General features: G+C 59.3%; 15 protein-coding genes. 6 read left to right on the forward strand and 9 right to left on the reverse strand.

Annotation, left to right across the window (positions count from 1 at the left end):
• Positions 1-214 precede the first annotated feature (214 nt).
• Genes CKW17_RS27090 through CKW17_RS27100 form a run of 3 tightly spaced genes read left to right on the forward strand, consistent with a single transcriptional unit; the run spans position 215 to position 3,780 of the window.
• Positions 215-874, forward strand: a complete 660-nt coding sequence (locus CKW17_RS27090) for a paraquat-inducible protein A (protein ID WP_095122929.1) — start codon at positions 215-217, stop codon at positions 872-874.
• Positions 861-1,484, forward strand: a complete 624-nt coding sequence (locus tag CKW17_RS27095; protein ID WP_095050584.1) for a paraquat-inducible protein A — start codon at positions 861-863, stop codon at positions 1,482-1,484. The genes CKW17_RS27090 and CKW17_RS27095 overlap by 14 nt, the downstream gene beginning before the upstream one ends.
• Complete coding sequence (locus CKW17_RS27100; RefSeq protein WP_095122931.1) at positions 1,477-3,780, forward strand: PqiB family protein; 2,304 nt, start codon at positions 1,477-1,479, stop codon at positions 3,778-3,780. The genes CKW17_RS27095 and CKW17_RS27100 overlap by 8 nt, the downstream gene beginning before the upstream one ends.
• Positions 3,781-3,963: 183 nt before the next feature.
• Here the strand turns inward: CKW17_RS27100 and mksF are convergent, their stop codons facing one another.
• The 3 genes from mksF to mksB are packed head-to-tail and all read right to left on the reverse strand — an operon-like array spanning position 3,964 to position 8,769.
• Positions 3,964-6,804 carry an Mks condensin complex protein MksF gene (gene mksF / locus CKW17_RS27105; RefSeq protein WP_095122933.1) on the reverse strand — a complete coding sequence of 947 codons (2,841 nt, stop codon included), beginning with the start codon at positions 6,802-6,804 and terminating at the stop codon, positions 3,964-3,966.
• Positions 6,801-7,502 carry an Mks condensin complex protein MksE gene (gene mksE / locus CKW17_RS27110; protein WP_007912968.1) on the reverse strand — a complete coding sequence of 234 codons (702 nt, stop codon included), beginning with the start codon at positions 7,500-7,502 and terminating at the stop codon, positions 6,801-6,803. The genes mksF and mksE overlap by 4 nt, the downstream gene beginning before the upstream one ends.
• Positions 7,492-8,769 (reverse strand): Mks condensin complex protein MksB, encoded by a 1,278-nt coding sequence (gene mksB, locus CKW17_RS27115; protein ID WP_176470127.1) that lies wholly within the window; start codon positions 8,767-8,769, stop codon positions 7,492-7,494. Before mksB ends, mksE begins: the two co-directional genes overlap by 11 nt.
• A gap of 244 nt (positions 8,770-9,013) precedes the next feature.
• Between mksB and CKW17_RS27120 the strand changes: the two genes are divergently transcribed.
• On the forward strand, positions 9,014-9,760 hold the full coding sequence (locus CKW17_RS27120) for an energy transducer TonB (RefSeq protein ID WP_095122937.1): 747 nt from the start codon (positions 9,014-9,016) through the stop codon (positions 9,758-9,760).
• Complete coding sequence (rimI, locus tag CKW17_RS27125) at positions 9,753-10,205, forward strand: ribosomal protein S18-alanine N-acetyltransferase (RefSeq protein WP_007912963.1); 453 nt, start codon at positions 9,753-9,755, stop codon at positions 10,203-10,205. The genes CKW17_RS27120 and rimI overlap by 8 nt, the downstream gene beginning before the upstream one ends.
• A 130-nt stretch (positions 10,206-10,335) precedes the next feature.
• Here the strand turns inward: rimI and CKW17_RS27130 are convergent, their stop codons facing one another.
• On the reverse strand, positions 10,336-10,740 hold the full coding sequence (locus CKW17_RS27130; protein WP_095122939.1) for a serine kinase/phosphatase: 405 nt from the start codon (positions 10,738-10,740) through the stop codon (positions 10,336-10,338).
• Positions 10,741-10,881: 141 nt separating this feature from the next.
• Between CKW17_RS27130 and can the strand changes: the two genes are divergently transcribed.
• Positions 10,882-11,526, forward strand: coding sequence for a carbonate dehydratase (can, locus tag CKW17_RS27135; protein ID WP_064120416.1), 645 nt, complete (start codon positions 10,882-10,884; stop codon positions 11,524-11,526).
• A gap of 20 nt (positions 11,527-11,546) precedes the next feature.
• Here the strand turns inward: can and CKW17_RS27140 are convergent, their stop codons facing one another.
• From CKW17_RS27140 to CKW17_RS27160, 5 genes are all read right to left on the reverse strand, one after another.
• The gene (locus tag CKW17_RS27140) at positions 11,547-12,071 is read right to left on the reverse strand and encodes an SET domain-containing protein-lysine N-methyltransferase (protein ID WP_095122941.1); all 525 of its coding nucleotides are present in this window, start codon (positions 12,069-12,071) and stop codon (positions 11,547-11,549) included.
• 180 nt (positions 12,072-12,251) lie between these two features.
• Positions 12,252-13,424 carry a hypothetical protein gene (locus tag CKW17_RS27145; protein ID WP_095122943.1) on the reverse strand — a complete coding sequence of 391 codons (1,173 nt, stop codon included), beginning with the start codon at positions 13,422-13,424 and terminating at the stop codon, positions 12,252-12,254.
• Between the two features lie 120 nt (positions 13,425-13,544).
• Positions 13,545-15,245 carry an acid phosphatase gene (acpA, locus tag CKW17_RS27150; RefSeq protein WP_095122945.1) on the reverse strand — a complete coding sequence of 567 codons (1,701 nt, stop codon included), beginning with the start codon at positions 15,243-15,245 and terminating at the stop codon, positions 13,545-13,547.
• A 121-nt stretch (positions 15,246-15,366) separates the two neighbouring features.
• The gene (locus CKW17_RS27155; protein WP_095122947.1) at positions 15,367-15,687 is read right to left on the reverse strand and encodes a hypothetical protein; all 321 of its coding nucleotides are present in this window, start codon (positions 15,685-15,687) and stop codon (positions 15,367-15,369) included.
• Positions 15,688-15,811: 124 nt separating this feature from the next.
• On the reverse strand, positions 15,812-17,230 hold the full coding sequence (locus CKW17_RS27160; RefSeq protein ID WP_095122949.1) for a short-chain fatty acid transporter: 1,419 nt from the start codon (positions 17,228-17,230) through the stop codon (positions 15,812-15,814).
• Between the last annotated feature and the right edge of the window lie 286 nt (positions 17,231-17,516).

Here is a 17,516-nt window from a genome sequence, read left to right on the forward strand (position 1 = left end):
AGTGAAACGATGCATCGCCGATGGTAGTGTGGGGTTTCCCCATGTGAGAGTAGGTCATCGTCAAGATTAAATTCCGAAACCCCAATTGCGAAAGCAGTTGGGGTTTTGTTTTGCCTGTGGAAAAGTTTTTGTTCGCGATAGCGAACAAATTTGCACAGTTATTTTCGAATCAGAACACTAGAATAGCCCCACCTTATTCGGAGCCAGAGCCTTTATGTCAGAGTCGGTTGACGCCCCAGGGCTGTCAGATTTACCGCTGGAAGACTTGGTGGCCTGTCACGAGTGCGACCTGCTGATGCGCAAGCCCACACTTGCCCATGGCGAGAAAGCGCTCTGCCCACGCTGCGGTTACGAGTTGTATGCCCACCGCCATAACGTGGTGCAGCGCAGCCTTGCCTTGGTGATTGCAGCATTGCTGCTGTACATCCCGGCAAACTTTTTGCCCATCATGCAGCTCAATATCCTCGGACAGTCTTCGCAGGATACGGTCTGGAGCGGCGTGCTTGGCTTGTTCAATACGGACATGCAGGGCGTTTCGATCGTCGTATTCCTGTGCAGCATGGCCATTCCGCTGTTGAAGTTGCTGTGCCAGTTGTTCGTCTTGCTAACGATCCGCTTCGATGTCGGTCGCAGTTACGGTTTGCTGCTTTACCGTATTTATCACCACCTCAAAGACTGGGGAATGCTTGAGGTCTACCTCATGGGCGTACTGGTGGCGATCGTCAAACTGGCGGACATGGCAGCCATCACCGCTGGCCTTGGCCTCGCGTGTTTTATTGGATTGTTGTTGGTACAGGTATGGCTGGAGGTGGTGATGTCACCGCATCAGATCTGGCAGGCGTTATCAGGGGAAGATGCTCATGCGGGCGATTGATGCGGGCATTCTGGTCTGTACCGAATGTCATGAGTTGAACAGGCAGGAAGCGGACACCGACGAGCAAACCTGCACCCGCTGTGGTGCATTGGTCCACGCTCGCAGGCCGAACAGCCTCACCCGCACCTGGGCACTGCTGATCACGGCAGCGATTATCTATATTCCGGCCAATGTCTTGCCGATCATGACTGTCAGTTCTTTGGGGCAGGGTGATCCGAGCACGATCATGTCCGGGGTGATCCAATTGGTGCAGCACGGCATGATTCCGATTGCTGCGGTGGTGTTTATTGCCAGCATTCTGGTGCCGACCTTCAAACTTGTCGGTATCGCGCTGCTGCTGTTTTCAGTACAACGACGTCAGCCGTTGTCCGCTCGTCAGCGCATCTGGATGTACCGCTTCATCGAGTTCATCGGCCGCTGGTCGATGCTCGATATTTTTGTGATCGCCATTCTCGTGGCGGTCGTCAACTTCGGCCGGCTTGCCAGTGTCGAAGCCAATCTTGGCGCCATCGCCTTCGCCAGTGTGGTGATCCTGACGATGCTCGCTGCAGTAACTTTCGATCCCCGACTGATTTGGGATAACACGGAGTCGGACGACGACCATGACTGATTTGCCCGTAGCGAAAACCCGACCGGCCTCGAACTGGTCTGCCATTTGGGTACTGCCTCTGATCGCGCTGATCATCGGTGGCTGGCTCGGCTGGCGTGCCTATTCCGAAACCGGTATCGAAGTTCAGATCCGTTTTGAAAGTGGCGAAGGCATCCAGGCCAACAAGACCGAGGTCATGTACAAAGGCATGCCGGTCGGTAAGGTCAAGGCGCTCAAGCTCGACGATGAAGGCAACTCAAAAGGTGTGATCGCCACCGTTGAGATGAACAAGGACGTTGAGCAATACCTCAAGACCAGCACGCGCTTCTGGCTGGTCAAACCGAGCGTGACCCTGGCCGGTATCACCGGTCTGGAAACCCTGGTTTCCGGTAACTACGTGGCCATCAGCCCTGGCGAAGGCGAGCCTGTGCGCAAGTTCAAGGCGCTGGCCGAAGAGCCGCCGTTGTCGGACGCCAAGCCCGGTCTGCACCTGACCATCAAGGCTGATCGTCTCGGATCACTGAACCGTGGCAGCCCCGTGTTCTACAAGCAGATCAAAGTCGGCCAGATCAAAAGCTACCTGCTCTCGGAAGACCAGAGTACCGTCGAGCTCAAGGTTTTCATCGAGCCGACCTACGCCAAACTGGTGCGCAAACATACGCGCTTCTGGAATGCCAGCGGCATCAGTATCGACGCCAACCTGTCCGGCGTGAAAGTGCGCAGCGAATCGCTGGCCAGCATCGTCGCCGGCGGTATCGCTTTCGCTACACCAGAGAATCGCAAGGACAGCCCGCCGACTGATCCGAGCCTGCCGTTCCGTCTGTATGAGGACTTCGACGCTGCCGCTGCCGGGATCCGCGTAAAGGTCAAACTCAGCGACTTCGAAGGACTGCAGGCCGGCCGCACACCGGTGATGTACAAAGGCATTCAAGTCGGCAACATGAAGGCGCTGAAGGTTGATCCTGACCTGAACAGTGCCACAGCCGAGCTCACTCTCGATCCATTGGCTGAGGACTATCTGGTCGATGGCACGCAGTTCTGGGTAGTTAAACCGTCGATTTCTCTGGCCGGGATCACCGGTCTGGAAGCCTTGGTGAAAGGTAACTACATCGCCGTACGCCCGGGCGATAAAGGTGCGGCACCGAAACGCGAATTCGAGGCCCGGCCAAAGGCGCCGCCGCTGGATCTGCGCTCACCGGGCTTGCACCTGGTGCTGTTCACCGATGTCCTCGGCTCGATCGATGTCGGCAGTCCAATTCTGTACAAACAGGTCAAGGTCGGTTCGGTGCAGAGCTATCAGTTCTCCAAGACCAAGAAGCAATTGGTCATTGGCGTGCACATCGATAAGGAATACGAAAACCTGGTCAATGCCTCGACGCGCTTTTGGAATGTCAGTGGCATCACGTTGACCGGCGGACTGACCGGTGGCATTCAGGTCAAGAGTGAGTCGCTGCAGACCTTGATGGCCGGCGGTATCGCCTTTGAAACACCGCAAGCGAAGGCGCCGTTGCAGAAACGTATTCCGCGTTTCCGTCTGTTCGCCAACCATGATGAGGCGAATCAGAAAGGCGCGGTGGTTACGATCAAAGTCGATCGCGCTGATGGTCTGCGCAGTGGCACACCGGTTCGCTTCAAAGGGCTGGATGTCGGCAAGATTGAAAGTGTCGATCTCACCGATGACTTGCAGTCGGTCATCCTCACGGCGCGCATCACTGAAGTGCCGGAGAAGATCGCCCGGGTTGGTAGCCAGTTCTGGGTGGTAAAACCTGAGTTGGGCTTGATCAAGACTGCCAATCTGGAAACTCTCGTGACTGGGCAGTACATCGAAGTGCAACCAGCGGCGAAGAACCTCGGCCCGCAGAAGAACTTCGTTGCCCTGGCCAATGCGCCGGAAATCACCAAGCAAGAGGCGGGGTTGAGCCTGGTTTTGAGCGCTGCCCGTCGAGGTTCGCTGAAGCCGGGTGTGCCAGTCACCTACCGTGAAATTACCGTGGGTAAAGTCACCGGTTATGAACTGGGCCAGACCGCCGATCGTGTGTTGGTACACATTCTGATCGAGCCTAAATATGCGCCGTTGGTGCGTAGCGGTAGCCGCTTCTGGAACACCAGTGGTGTCGGATTTGATATCGGTTTGTTCAATGGGCTGACAGTGCGCACCGAGTCGCTGGAGACGGCGATTCAGGGGGGGATTGCATTCGCCACGCCGGATGGCGAGCGTATGGGCAACCCGGCGCGGGCTGAGCAGACATTCCCGTTGTTCGACAAGTTTGAGGATGAGTGGCTGACGTGGGCGCCGAAGATTTCGCTCGGTAAGTAAACTTTCAGCGTCTGTAAGGACGCCATCGCGAGCAGGCTCGCTCCCACAGGGGAACGCATTCCAACTGTAGGAGTGAGCCTGCTCGCGATAGGGCCCGCAAAATCAGCACAAACCCCGAGCCATAAAAAAGGGCCGCGATCCCATCAGATCGCGGCCCTTTTTATTGCCTTCAGTTAACGCCGATCAAACCGCATCAAGCTCCGGCTCATCCGCTTCAACATTGACCGTAGCCTTCACCACATCATGCCGACGGATGTACTTCCAGTCCGCCTCATCAATGTAGATCCCCGCCGGGCCGCTGCCGCCTTCCAGGTCGATCGCGACACTGGCGCAGACCTGCGGCTTCACACTCGCCAGAATCGGCACGAAGCCCAGTTGCAGACTGGTTTCCAGCAGCGCAGCCTGGTTCTTCTCGTCGATGTCCGCCGCCTCGTCGAGGTAGTACGGCAGACGCACGCGACCGGCCTGATCGCGATCCATCAAGTGCAGCAACAAATACATGTTGGTCAGCGCCTTGATGGTCATGGTCGTGCCGTTGGATGCGGCGCCATCGATGTCGGTGTGGATAACCGGTTGGCCATTGACCTTGGTGATCTCGAACGCCAGTTCGAACAAGTCCTTGAGACCGAGCTGGTTGTGGTTTGCCGCCACCAGCCGCGCCAGATATTCCTTGGCCTCTTCGTTCTTGTTGTCCTGTTCGGCGCTCTGGCTCAGGTCGAACACCGACAGGGTTTCGCCTTCTTCGTACTGACCGGCGCTGTGGATGATCTGGTCGATGTGCTTGAGGGCTTCCTTGTTCGGCGCGAGGACGATACGGAAGCTCTGCAGGTTGGACACCTGACGTTTGTTGATCTCGCGGTTGAACAGCGCCAGTTGGTGCTCGAGGCTGTCGTAGTCGCTGCGAATGTTGCGCAGGGTCCGAGCGATGTCGGTGACCGCCGCACGACGGGCCTTGCCCAGCGTCAGCGCTTCATCGGTGCGGTGCGCATACGCGTTGATCAGCAGCGACAGACGGCGCTCCATGTCGTCTTCGCTGTCGAACTTGGCCACGCCTTTCAGGCGCACTTGCGCGTACAGCGCTTCGATCTGACCGTCGGCGCGAAGCAAGCCTTGCCAGCTGTCCTGATAGTCGTTGAGCAGTGGCAACAAGTTGTCCATCGAATCGTCGACCGGATCCATGAACGGCGTACCGAACGGCAGATCAGCCGGCAGCAACTGACGACGGCGCAGCGCATCGTCGAGGGTGCGTTGCTTGGCTTCCATGTCAGCGATCTGCCGGCCAACCAGTTGCAGCTTGGCCGACAGTTGCTGGACGCGCTCGGTGAAGGCATCGCTGGAACGCTTGAGTTCATCCTGCGCGCCTTCCATCTGCGCCAGTTGCTCGAGTTTGTCGCTTTCTTCAGCGCTCAAAGTCTGCGTGCGGCGGAAATCTTCCAGGGCTTTCTGCGCGTCCAGCACTTGCTGGTAAAGCGCTTCGGTCTGGGTCTTGCTCGCGGCGCGGTCGGCGGCCACGGCCTGCTGGGTTTTCAGTTGCTTGAGTTCTTTTTCCAGACGCTCTTTCTGGTCGCGCAGTGCAGCACGGTCGGCCAGCGCTTGCAGAGCCGGCGGCTCGATGTGTGAGATGTCGATGGACAAGCCCGGCACTTCGAAGCGCTCGCCCTTGAAGCCATCGAGAATCAGTTCAACCGATTTGACCCACTCGCCATCGTCGTCGAGGGTGATGCCGTGTTCACCCAGCGGCAGGCTGAACAGTGCGCTGTTGAACAGACGCATCAGGCGCTCGACGTCCTGTTGCGAGAACTCTTCACGCAGGCGGGCGTAGCTGTTGTTGTCGGCGTGATCGAGTTGCTGCTTCACCGACTTCAGGCGTTTTTCCAGATCGCGCACGCGCTCTTCCAGATCTTCCGCACTGAACTGACGGGATTGCGCCAAGGCGCCGGCCAATTCGTCGTGAGCGTCTTTGGCAGCGAGCAATTGTTGCTCGAGCACTTTGACGTCATCGACCAGCGCGAAGCGATTCTTCAACACCGACAACTCGCCGAGCCAGCGCTGGATGCCGGAGATTTCCCGCTCCAGACGCATCAGTTCCTGCGTGCCGCCGCGCTGATTGTTTTGCAGACTGTCCTGCTCGCCACGGTAGTGGTCGGCCTGAATCGTCAGCTCTTCCTTGCGCGCACTGGCGTAGTCCGACCAAGTGCCGAGCAACGAGTCGAGCAGTGGCGACAGGCGATGCAGCTTGCCGCGCAGCACATCGCGCTGTTTTACACCGTTGGCCAAGGCTTCAACCAATGGGCCGGCAGCGACCAGCGAGTTGTAGTCCTGTTCCATCCGGCGCACATCGCGGAAGGCTTCTTCGCACGCGGCGATGTAATCGACACTGCCGGAACGCAGGCTGTGTTCGAAGGCATCGAGGAACAACTGCTTGAGCTTGGCCGCGGTGATTTCGCGCATGTGCAGCAGGTTGATGAACAGTGCGCGGAAAGTCTTCAGGCTCTGTTCGCTGGTGGAGCGCAGCGGAATCAAAGTCAGGTCGAGCGGAATCGACGTGTGACCGCCCACCAGCAAGCGACGCAGTTCGTCCGGCTTGAGTTCGTAGGCTTTCAGGCCTTCTTTCTCAAGGTTGCTGAACAGCTCTTTCTGGCGCAGGCAGGTGTCGTTCTTCTGGTAATGCGCCAGATCGAGTTTGCCGGCATAGGCGAAGAACTGGTGACCGAAACCACCGCCCGGGCCGCGACCGACCACGCCGATCACGTGCGGGCCGTGCGGCAGGTTGACTTCGACAAGGATGTAGCTGGTGTCGGAAGCGAAGTAGAAGCGCCGCGATTGTTCCAGGCTGTATTTGCCGAAACTCATGTCCGACATGCGCGCCAGAATCGGGAACTGCAAGGCGTTGATCGACGCCGATTTACCGAGGTTGTTTGCGCCGTAAACCGACAGCGGTTCTTCCAGCGGGAACAGGCCGAGGCTGTAACCGGCGGTGTTCAAAAGGGCAAAGCGGCGGATGCCGTAGCGTTCCTGGCTCATGCGTCGGACTCCTGTTCTTCGGCAATGGCGCGGGCCAGTGCGTCTTCTTCGCTCTCTTCTTCAAACTCGGAAAGATCGAGCGGATCGTCGGTTTCGAGGAATTTGGCTTCCGCCGCTTCGTCGATCAGCACTGGTGCCGGCAGCGGCAGAACGCTGTGCACGCTGGCTGCCAGATCGCGGTCTTGCTGCACCGACAGGCACACGTCGAGGAAACGATGCATCGGCGGCAGGAAGCGGTACACGCCGTTTTCTTCGCTGGCAAAACCGAGTTGAGTCATGCGGCGCATGATCTTTTCTTCGAGCTCTTCCACGGTCTGCACTTCGGCCTGAATGAACAGGTCGCGGTATTTCTCCAGCAGCGATGGCAGTTCTTCGCGGCCGAGGCTGCCGCCATCGAGCACGGCGATCGGGTCGCGGCCCTGATCGGCCAGGTGCTCGACGAGGATGAAGGTGAACAGCGCCAGACGCTGGGCAGTCTTGTTCACCGCCGCAGCGGCCATGTCCGGCACGAAGTAGTAGAAACCACGGGTGTCGCAGACCAGTTCAAACCCCAGCGCTTTGAAGAGCGTGCGGTATTGATCCTGGAAGTTCGACAATTGCGCGTACAGCTCCGGATCGCGGCGGCTGACGTGGTAACCCTTGAACAGCTCGCGGAAGATCGGCGCGAGTTGCGACAGTTCGGAAAGATCAAGATGCATTGGGGATGCTCGCAGAATTCTCGGAGGCAGAGTCGCTGGCCGAGAGCAGGGCGAAGGAGCGCAGGCTGACCTGGTGCTCGTGAGTGTGGTATTCGCGGCGTTCCAGACGCTCGCGCTTGAAGCGTTTTTCCCGCGACAGGCGCGAGAACCAGTAGAGCAATTCGTCGGTAGCGCCGTCCGGTTCCTGCTCCAGCAGCCAGGTCATCAGATCCGGCATCGGCAGGGCTTCTTCGCAACGGTCGACCATCTCGCGCACGGTGCGTGGCGCGCGTGGGGCTTCGCCTTTCTGCGTTTTGTGCGCCTTGGGGAAGCGCGCCGGTTTCGGCTCGAAACGCGCCAGTGCATAGACGTAGGCTTCGACCTGACTGGCGCTGCCGAGAAAGGTGCTTTGCGGGCGGGTGAACAGCGGCATCGCCGCTTGCGGCACGGCGTCGATGCCTTTGCGGCGGATCGCCGCCAAAGCCAATGCGGCGCCACGGGTCACGGCATTGTGCCGGCGCGCTTCTTCACGCAGCGGCAGCAGTAATTCGCGGGCATGACGCAAGGTCAATTGCGCGCTGGTCTGCATTTCGAGGATGCGTGCGTGGGTGCGCAGGAGCATGTCGTCATCGACCAGATGGCCGAGGCGCTGCTGTTCGCTGAGCATTTTCAGCAGCACGGTTTCGACCTTGCGCACGCCTTGTTCGAAGGCGCCGTCGGCGTTCACCAGATCGATCATCGGCTCGACGTATTCGTCCCAGGTCGCCAGTACTTCAGCGTAACGCTGACGCAATGGAATCTGCCGATCGCTGGTCTTCGCCCGTTCAGCGACGGCCACCAAGGCCTGTTCGTCGTTGTCGAGCTTCTTCAGCACATCGCGCACGCGCATGTCGAGCAGGCGCAGCTGGCGGGCGAGATCGTGGCCGTCGCGAACCTCAAAAGCGTCCTGGATATACCCGGCCAGACGCTCGAGGTGGCGCAGATAGGCTTCGATTTCCAGGCACAGGCCCAAACGGTGTTCACGCCGCAGATACGCGAGGAAGTCATGAATCTGCGCGTTCAGCTCGAAACGGTTCGGGCTTTTCGCCACCGGAATCAGGATATCGAGGCGAATCCACACGTCGAGCAGACTGGTGATGTCCTGCGGCGTGCTGTCCAGTTGTTGGGCGGCCAGTTGCGAGCGCAGTTCGTTAAGGCTCAATGTGCCTTGGTCGAAGTGCTCACACAGTGGCTCAAGCAGTGCCCAGTGTTCAGCGAGGGCGCGCAAGACGCGCTTGGGTTCGATCATCGGAATGCCCGGCTGGTTGGCAATGAAAAGCGGCGATTGTACTGCATCACGAAGGATGCGATTCACTCTCGGGACGGGCTGTCGCATTCTTTGTATAAAGAGCGTGGGTAAAGCGCCTCGTGAAAGAGTATCGATCTACAACGGGCGATCTTGAACGAAGGGCGGTAGAATCAGCGCACTTCAGTTATCCACAAGTGGCCGACCCTTGCTAATCGAGTCCCGCCGCCGCGCCTATTTGAACGCCATGCAGGTGGTCAACTGGCTGCCGCGCACCGAATTGCCCTTCGCCGCACCCTCGCGGCCCGAGCTGCTGGACATGCCCGAGCCCGAGGTAGAGGCGCCGGTGGTGCTTGCGCCTCAGGTCGAAACACCCGCGCAGCCTGCCGCTCGTCCGGTCGAACGGCCGAAGATCGAAGTGCCGCGTCCGTCGTTGGCCAGCACTCGCACGGGTGCCAAACCAGTGGACGTGGTCGACGACACACCTGTCGTCGCCAAACCCGTGCCAGTACCGCCACCGCGTTTTGCATTGCAACTTTTGCGCGCCGGGCGTTGCCTGCTGCTGGTCGAGTTACCCACAGGCGAACCGTTCCAGTCCCGCGATCCCGCCTATCTGTTACTCAAAGACATGCTGCGCGCCGCCGGTCTGCCGGATGCACCGCAAATCGTCGGCGAGCCGGTGCGCTGGCCGTGGCTCAATCGCGGCACGATGGATCAAGGCCCGGAAGCGGCGCGTGACTTTGTGCAGGGGTTCCTTTCTGTGCAAATGGAAGCCGCTCCGTGTGCCTGCCTGTGGCTGGTCGGCCTGCCGGCGGTGCGTTTTGCCGGTGAGGCGGATGCCGAAGCGTTCAATCGTGAATTGCAGATCGAAGGCCTGGGCTCGGCCTGGGCCATTCCCGGTCTGGAATTGTTAATGGAAGAGCCACAGCGCAAGGCCGCTGTGTGGCAAGCCATGCGTCGGCTAATGGCGCGCTGGAAAGAATCGAATGAGTGACGCTGTATCGTTCCGCCCGATGACCGAGGCGGATCTGGAAACCGTGCTGAAAATCGAGTACGCCGCTTACAGTCATCCATGGACTCGGGGGATTTTTCTCGACGGGCTGGGCAAGTATCAGATCTGGCTGATGTTTGAAGGTGAGCAGCAGGTCGGCCACGGGGTGGTGCAGATCATTCTGGATGAGGCGCACCTGCTCAATATCACCGTCAAACCGGAGAATCAGGGGCGCGGGCTGGGCCTGACGTTGCTCGAGCATCTGATGTCGCGGGCGTATGCGGCTTCGGCGCGGGAATGTTTTCTGGAAGTGCGTGACAGCAATACGGGCGCGTTCAAGTTGTATGAACGTTATGGCTTCAATGAGATTGGCCGGCGCCGGGATTATTATCCGGCGGTGGGTGGGCGTGAAGACGCGGTGGTCATGGCCTGCACCCTGGTTGACTGATCGCCTTTAAAAGCTTCGCGAGCAGGCTCGCTCCCACATTTGGTTCATGGCGTTCACACATTTTGTGCGCACCCCAAAACCCCTGTGGGAGCGAGCCTGCTCGCGAAAGCGTCCTACCAGGCAGCGACGATCAGCGGTTGCCATCCAGCGGATCACGCCGCGCCAGTTCCGCCTCATCCAGCCCATTGCCACCGCCAATGTCATCTTCATCGACAATGCTCAGATCCCAATCGGCCTGATTGCCTTCCCCGGCCTCTTCGGCATCCCGCGCGCCATCTTCATGAATCAGTGTTTCCGGGCTCAGGTCGTCGTCAGTCGGCTCATGATCACTGACTGAAGCCCCGGTCATCCCGGCCTCGCGCACCCGCTCACGCGGCATCAACTGCTCGCGTTCACGTGCGGGAATCTCATCACCGATTTTCGCGCTCGGTTCGTCTTCATCGAAATCCAGCTCATGCACCGAACCCATGCGGTCTTCGTTATCATCGATGGGCTCCGGTTGCACTGCATCGTAAGGGCGTCGTGAATCAGTCATGGCAATTCCTCATACTGTGGGCCTTACTTAGGTGGACTCACCGGGCACACGAGAATTCCAATGAAATCACTTGCGGTTCTGGCGTGACCCCGACGGGTGGTCGTCTGTCATACCAGCGCATCTTTCTTGAGGCCTTACAGCATGCATGACTTACAAGACCTGATTGATAACAACGAGCGTTGGGCTGACGCGATCACCAAGGAAGACCCGGATTTCTTCGCCAAACTGGCGCGCCAGCAAACGCCGGAATATCTGTGGATCGGCTGCTCCGATGCGCGCGTGCCGGCCAACGAGATCGTCGGCATGCTGCCGGGCGATCTGTTCGTCCACCGTAACGTCGCCAACGTGGTGCTGCACACCGACCTAAACTGCCTGTCGGTGATCCAGTACGCAGTGGACGTGCTCAAGGTCAAACACATCCTCGTCACCGGCCACTACGGTTGCGGCGGTGTGCGTGCCTCGATGCAGGATCGCCAGTTCGGCCTGATCGACGGCTGGCTGCGTTCGATCCGCGATCTGTACTACGAAAAACGCGAAGAACTGGCCAAGCTGCCGACCGAAGAAGAGCAGGTTGATCGCATGTGCGAACTCAACGTGATCCAGCAAGTAGCCAACGTCGCCCACACCAGCATCATCCAGAACGCCTGGCATCGCGGGCAGAGCCTGTCGATCCACGGTTGCATCTACGGCATCAAGGATGGCCGCTGGAAAAGTCTCAACACCACCATCAGTGGTTTCGAGCAGTTGCCACCGCAATATCGTCTGCGTCCGGTTGGCGCGGTATAACTCAGCTTCCAGCGCACCTTTCAGCGCGACCCTGAATGCCGCCAGCGCTGTAGAAAGTGCTGACCTTCGAGGGTGGGTGGTTCGTCGTAGCCGGTGATCCACCCACGGCAACGCGGTGAACCGCAACCGCAGGCGAACTGGCGCAGCAGTTTGTCTTCGGTGGCGGCGTAGTCCATGGTCAGCCGCTCACCCTTGTGGATATCCTTCAACGCCCACAGCCACAACTCGCTCATGTCGAGAAATACGTTGGGGTCGCAGGCGTGTTCGATCAATCCGCAAAAGCGCGGATCGTAGAGGTGAATGCCTGCCAGCATTTGTCGGGTCTGCCGGCATCGATAGGGCAATAGTTGCCCGGAAACCCTGCACATTCGGTGGGTTTGCAGGAACTCGCGGCGCGCCCCGACCGCCATTGGGCTGCCGTAGTGATCCTGAATGATTTCGAAATCGGCGCAGGAGGGAAACCCCAGGCGCACGGGCAAGCCGGCGAAGGGGTAGATGCCTTCGGTATCGCGCGGAGCAGAGTGCGCCATGGCGTGGATGTTCATAACAGTCCTTGTCGCAAGGCTTTTGCGACTTCCTTGGGTTGACGTCCTGTCACTACTGCGATGTCGGTACTTGGATCCAATCGTGTCTTATTAGGTATAGCCGGTCTACTGTCAGATCTGACAGGCGATATAGACGCTTTCCCGCGTCAGCATTGGCTGACACGGGAATGTCACAAGCAATTACAGGTGTGGGGCGGGAATAGCGGCGGCCGGCAGCGGCGCTTTCAATTGCTTCAGTTGCGATTTGATCGCAGTGGTTGTGCACTTGGCAGCGGCCTGCTCCGGGGTCAGGTTGCGAATCGAGGTGTAGAACAGCTCGCAGGTTTTGACTTTCTGCGTGACCTGCCACGTCTGCGTACAGCTGTTGAGAGTGGCCTGCGCATCGCTGCCCGGTTTGCTGCCCATGCCAGCCTGCCAGCAGGCGGCGCTCAAATCCTGCCCCATGACTTTCAGGCCCGCAGCATCAGCCTTGGCCTGTGCATCGTCGCCGGTGTAACTCTTCGGGTCGGCTGCGTACCAGATATAACTTGGGTGGTTGGAACCCAGCACCGGCACTTTCACACCTTCGCTCGGGCTGATGGTTGCCAGCCCCAAGACATTCACGGTTGGCCCGTATTGCTGCTTGATCCAGTTACGCACCGGCGCGCCGAACGCGACCATCGGCAACGTCGTGCCGCTGGTGGTCTGGCTGAACTGCTTGACCAGTGTGGTCTGGTAATCCTTGAAGTAGTCATACACGCCTTCCAGGTCGCTACCGGCGTTGGACGGCGCAGCGATCGGGGCAATGTCGATGATGGTTTGATAGGCCGGCGTCTGCTCGGCAGGAATGCCATTGTCAGTCAGCAGAGTTGCCCAGCGATCGGTGGTGTTTGAACGCAGATAATCCTGTGCCTGGGTCAGCGAGTAATCCGGCGGGAAGTGCAGCAGCTCGACACTTTTACGGTTTTCCAGGGCCATGCCCAGTGGCAGGAACAAATACCAGCTATAGGCCCATTTGCCGTCGGCGTTGAGCTTGCTGGCACCGGTGTAGGCCAGATCACCCGCGTCCAGCAGCGCCGACAGCGGTTTGTCGTAATCCTTCGGCACGCCGGTGATTTCGGCGTAGAGCTGGCCGTTGTCGGTTTTTACCAGCACCTTGGCATCGGCATAACCATCGCGTTGCACGCTCTGGCTCAAGTAATGGGTGACGGTCTGTTCCAGCGTCCAGTTGCGGAAACAGATCACGCTGCAGTTGTTGGGATAAGCGAAGAGGCGGGTAACGCGTTCGGTGCTGCCCAGTTTCAGATCGACATCGGCGTGGGCAGCCGCGCTCAGCGTAAGTGCGGCAAGTGTGAGTCCTGCGAGTTTGAACATGCTCAGATCCTTTTCAGCGTGGGTTCCCCCGCGTATCGGGGGCGCCTCATAGTGGATCAGCCGCGTTTGACAGAGAAGCCGTCATCGGCAGATTTTTGCGCAAACTCACAGGGCTGGTTTTCACGCCGGAAAATGCAAGGCGTTGGTCAAATCGCCCATGGGTTTCTGACCCCGGGCGACCATCGCCTCGTCACGTTGTTTGAGGCCGTCGAGGGTCTCCAGTTGGAACACACGAGTGATCAGCCGCAGGATCGACGCGGTGTCGTAGACCGTGTGATCCACCGTGCCCTTGCGCGCAAACGGCGACACCACCAGCGCCGGCACGCGTGACCCGGGGCCCCAGCGGTCGCCCTTGGGCGGTGCGACGTGATCCCACCAGCCGCCGTTCTCGTCGACCGTGACGATTACCACCATGTTTTTCCACTGCGGACTTTCGCGCAGCACTTTCAGCGCACGGACGATGTGTCGATCCCCGGAAGCCACATCGGCATAACCGGCGTGCATGTTCAGGTTGCCCTGAGGTTTGTAGAAACTCACCGCCGGCAACTTGCCCGCTTCGGCATCGGCGAAGAACTTGTTGCTGCTCGATTCATCACCCAAGCCAGCATCACGCAGACGCTTGTTGCGCTCTTCGGGGTTTTCCGGACCTTGCTGCTTGAAGTAGTTGAACGGCTGATGGTGATACTGGAAGTTGGGAATTTTCGGAATGCCGCCGGAATCCTTGTACTGATCCAGCGTCGCCTGCCACGCACCGGCATACCACGCCCAATCAATGTCCTTTTTCGACAGCTTGTCGCCAATGTGTTCATGGGTCTGCGGCACCATGACGTTGGGCAGATCCGCTTTGGAATACGCCGGGCGCTCGGGGTCGCGAATCCAGGTGGGCCAGTAGGGCGGGGCGAGGGTGTTGACGCCGAAGCCATCCGGGGTCAGGGCACTCGGGCCGAACTGCGGCGGGCCGGTCATCGCGCTGGCGGGGGATTGCTCCAGCGGCTTGAGGTGTGGATCGGCCGGATCGTCGCTTTGCAGCGCGGCAATCTGCGACTTGGCCACCGAATTGGCTGCGTCCGGATAGAACGGCGCGGTGGCGCTGATGAGGTATTGGTGATTGAGGAACGAGCCACCAAAAGCACCCTGGAAGAAGTTGTCACACAGCACGAACTCCTGCGCGACGTCCCACAGGCGCAGGGAATAACGGCTCTGCGCGTAGTGGCCCATGGTCAAGCCACCGGAATCGGCCCAGGCCACGAAGCCGTCATTCTTGCCGCCGTTGATCTGCATCTGGTTCTGATAGAACACGTGCCACAAGTCGCGGGTCACCAGACCGAACGGCAAGTCCTCGCCATTCGGGCCTTTGAGAGCGAAGGGCGCGTTGGGCAGGTTTTCCTGAAACTGCGTGGCGCTGGGGTAGGTCACGCCATCGAGGGTTTGCGGGCCGATCTGCAGGACGCCGCCCCAAACGGACGGCAGGGTTTGCAGCAGCGAGCCGTCGCGATCGCGTTGTTGATAGTCGCCGGGTTTGAGCGCGGCCAGCGGCTTTTCGACACCGGGGAAATCACCGAACAGGTTGTTGAAACTGCGGTTCTCGGCGTAGATCACCACCACGGTTTTCACTTGATCGCGCAGGGCCTTGTCCAGCTCGGCTGGCGTCAGTGGGCGCTCCACCGGTTTGCCCGGCTTATCGCCCGCGCTGCCACAGCCGGCCAGTGTTGCACCGACACCCAGTACCGCAACGCCGCCGAGGAAGCGGCGGCGACTGGTGTCGGTGGGGTTATCGGAGTCTGCGGGGGATGCGTCGGTGCCGTCTGTATCGTCGATCATGTATCAGCCCGTTTTGCCTAAATGTTTCAATATGTTTCGGGCGGACGCTAACAAGACAGTGTGACGGTTGGGTGACAGTTCTCGATGAGAGGGCTATCGCCGGTCTGGATCGCTCAATGGATTACAAAAGACGCAAGGCCAGTTCGCTGCCAGCACACAAGTATTGGACTTGGGCGCTGACTGCGTCCTTGACGATCGCTTCGCCGGTGTCAGTCAGTCGGGCTTTCTTGGCATCAATGACCGAGGTCTGCAGCAGTTGCATGGCGACATCCATCGCCTTGTGAAAAGCCGTCAGGTTGTTGTGCTCGCCAAACTCACGGACAACGGCCTCCATTCGCAGGTCAGCGGTGTCGCGCAGCGTGTTGTATTCGACCACGGAAACGCTGCCGTCCTGATACATCTCCTGGAGCAGCGCATTCAGCGATTGGGATATTGGGGTCATCGGGTCTTCCTTGAATAGATGGAGTTGATCCGAGACAAGCTAAAGGAAGACGCCAACCAGCAATGTCAGGACTGTCCCACGCAGGATGTGGGACAGTGCAACAGACATTGTAAGAAAACGATCTTTACGGCATCACTGGCGGTGTATACGCCAATGTCGTCCCCAGCGCCCACAGCAACAGCAGCACCAGCGGCGTGTGCACCAACAGTTGTACAAACGAGAAACCGATCAGATCCCGCGCCTTCAGTCCGAGTACGCCGAGCAGCGGCAGCATGTAGAACGGGTTGATCAGGTTTGGCAGCGCTTCGGCCGCGTTGTAGATCTGCACCGCCCAGCCGAGGTGATACTGCAGATCATTGGCGACCTGCATCACGTACGGCGCCTCGATGATCCACTTGCCGCCGCCCGACGGAATGAAGAAGCCGAGAATCGCCGAGTACACGCCCATCAACAGCGCATAGGTGTCGTGGGAGGCGATGCTGACGAAGAACGTCGAGATGTGATGCGCCAGGGTTTGCGCATCTACGCCTTTGACCGTGGTCATCAGTGCGGCAATCGAGCCGTACAGCGGGAACTGGATCAACACGCCGGTGGTGGTCGGCACCGCGCGGGCCACGGCATCGAGGAAGCTGCGCGGACGCCAGTGCAGCAATGCGCCGAGCATGATGAACAGGAAGTTGTAAGTGTTCAGCCCGGAGATCGCGGTGATCGCCGGTTTGCTCGAGAACTCATGGAACAGCCATCCCGCCGCCAACAGCACCAGCACGATGATCAGCAGCGGACTGTGCTCCAGCCATTCACCCGGCCGCGTGCGCGGTTGCAGCGGTGGCAGGTTGAAGGCTGGGTCGATGCCGCAGGCCTTGGCATCGCGCGCCGAGTTCGGCCCGGGTGCGGTGGCGTAGGCAATGATGATCGAGATTACGATCAGCGCCAGCAGCATCACGCCCGACTGCCAGAGGAAAATCGTTTCGGTGAACGGAATCACCCCGGTGATCGACAGGATCGACGGCGGCAGGCTGGCGGGGTTGGCCTGCAACTGTGCAGCCGACGACGACAAGCCCAACGCCCACACCGCGCCAAGGCCCAGATAAGCGGCGGCACCGGCGGCGCGGTAATCCATTTTCAGATCGGTACGGCGGGCGAGGGCGCGTACCAGCAAACCGCCGAATACCAGCGACAGACCCCAGTTGAGCAACGAGGCGACCATTGAGATCAACGCGACCCAAGCCACGGCGGAACGGCCGTTTTTCGGGATGCGTGCCAGGCGATCGATCAGTTTCACGGCCGGTGGCGAGCTGGCGACCACGTAGCCGCCGATCACCACGAAGGCCATTTGCATGGTGAACGGAATCAGGCTCCAGAAGCCGTCACCGAAGGCCATCGCGGCATCGGTGGGTTTGGCGCCCATGGCCAGCGTGGCCAGGGCGACGATGATCACGGCCAGCGCGGCGAATACCCAGGAGTCGGGAAACCAGCGTTCGGCAAAGCTTGAACAGCGCAGGGCAAAGCGTGCGGAGCGGCTATCTTCGATATCAACGGCCACAGGGAGTACCTCGGATTTTTATGGTTATTGTGGTCTTGCGGACGAAACACATATCCCCTGTAGGAGTGAGCCTGCTCGCGATAGCTTTCTTACATTCAACACTTGTATTGACTGAATCGACGCTATCGCGAGCAGGCTCACTCCTACAAGTATCTCGGCATGACTTGCCGATGGTGGTTCGCCTAGCAGGACAGGCATTAACAGTAATTCAACTGCCGATGCTTTGTGAGCCGCTTTTGCAAAACCGGGACTATGGTCTAACGGGTTGTCCATCCGCCCATTTGCG

This window comes from Pseudomonas sp. Irchel s3f10, from assembly GCF_900187515.1.
In the GTDB taxonomy this organism is placed as follows: Bacteria; Pseudomonadota; Gammaproteobacteria; order Pseudomonadales; family Pseudomonadaceae; genus Aquipseudomonas; species Aquipseudomonas tensinigenes.

What these genes read in the sequence shown, in the direction of transcription:
- CKW17_RS27090 (WP_095122929.1), top strand. Translation starts at nt 215, where the DNA reads ATGTCAGAGTCGGTTGACGCCCCAGGGCTGTCAGATTTACCGCTGGAA.
- CKW17_RS27095 (WP_095050584.1), top strand. Translation starts at nt 861, where the DNA reads ATGCGGGCGATTGATGCGGGCATTCTGGTCTGTACCGAATGTCATGAG.
- CKW17_RS27100 (WP_095122931.1), top strand. Translation starts at nt 1,477, where the DNA reads ATGACTGATTTGCCCGTAGCGAAAACCCGACCGGCCTCGAACTGGTCT.
- mksF (WP_095122933.1), bottom strand. Translation starts at nt 6,804, where the DNA reads ATGAGCCAGGAACGCTACGGCATCCGCCGCTTTGCCCTTTTGAACACC.
- mksE (WP_007912968.1), bottom strand. Translation starts at nt 7,502, where the DNA reads ATGCATCTTGATCTTTCCGAACTGTCGCAACTCGCGCCGATCTTCCGC.
- mksB (WP_176470127.1), bottom strand. Translation starts at nt 8,769, where the DNA reads ATGATCGAACCCAAGCGCGTCTTGCGCGCCCTCGCTGAACACTGGGCA.
- CKW17_RS27120 (WP_095122937.1), top strand. Translation starts at nt 9,014, where the DNA reads ATGCAGGTGGTCAACTGGCTGCCGCGCACCGAATTGCCCTTCGCCGCA.
- rimI (WP_007912963.1), top strand. Translation starts at nt 9,753, where the DNA reads ATGAGTGACGCTGTATCGTTCCGCCCGATGACCGAGGCGGATCTGGAA.
- CKW17_RS27130 (WP_095122939.1), bottom strand. Translation starts at nt 10,740, where the DNA reads ATGACTGATTCACGACGCCCTTACGATGCAGTGCAACCGGAGCCCATC.
- can (WP_064120416.1), top strand. Translation starts at nt 10,882, where the DNA reads ATGCATGACTTACAAGACCTGATTGATAACAACGAGCGTTGGGCTGAC.
- CKW17_RS27140 (WP_095122941.1), bottom strand. Translation starts at nt 12,071, where the DNA reads ATGAACATCCACGCCATGGCGCACTCTGCTCCGCGCGATACCGAAGGC.
- CKW17_RS27145 (WP_095122943.1), bottom strand. Translation starts at nt 13,424, where the DNA reads ATGTTCAAACTCGCAGGACTCACACTTGCCGCACTTACGCTGAGCGCG.
- acpA (WP_095122945.1), bottom strand. Translation starts at nt 15,245, where the DNA reads ATGATCGACGATACAGACGGCACCGACGCATCCCCCGCAGACTCCGAT.
- CKW17_RS27155 (WP_095122947.1), bottom strand. Translation starts at nt 15,687, where the DNA reads ATGACCCCAATATCCCAATCGCTGAATGCGCTGCTCCAGGAGATGTAT.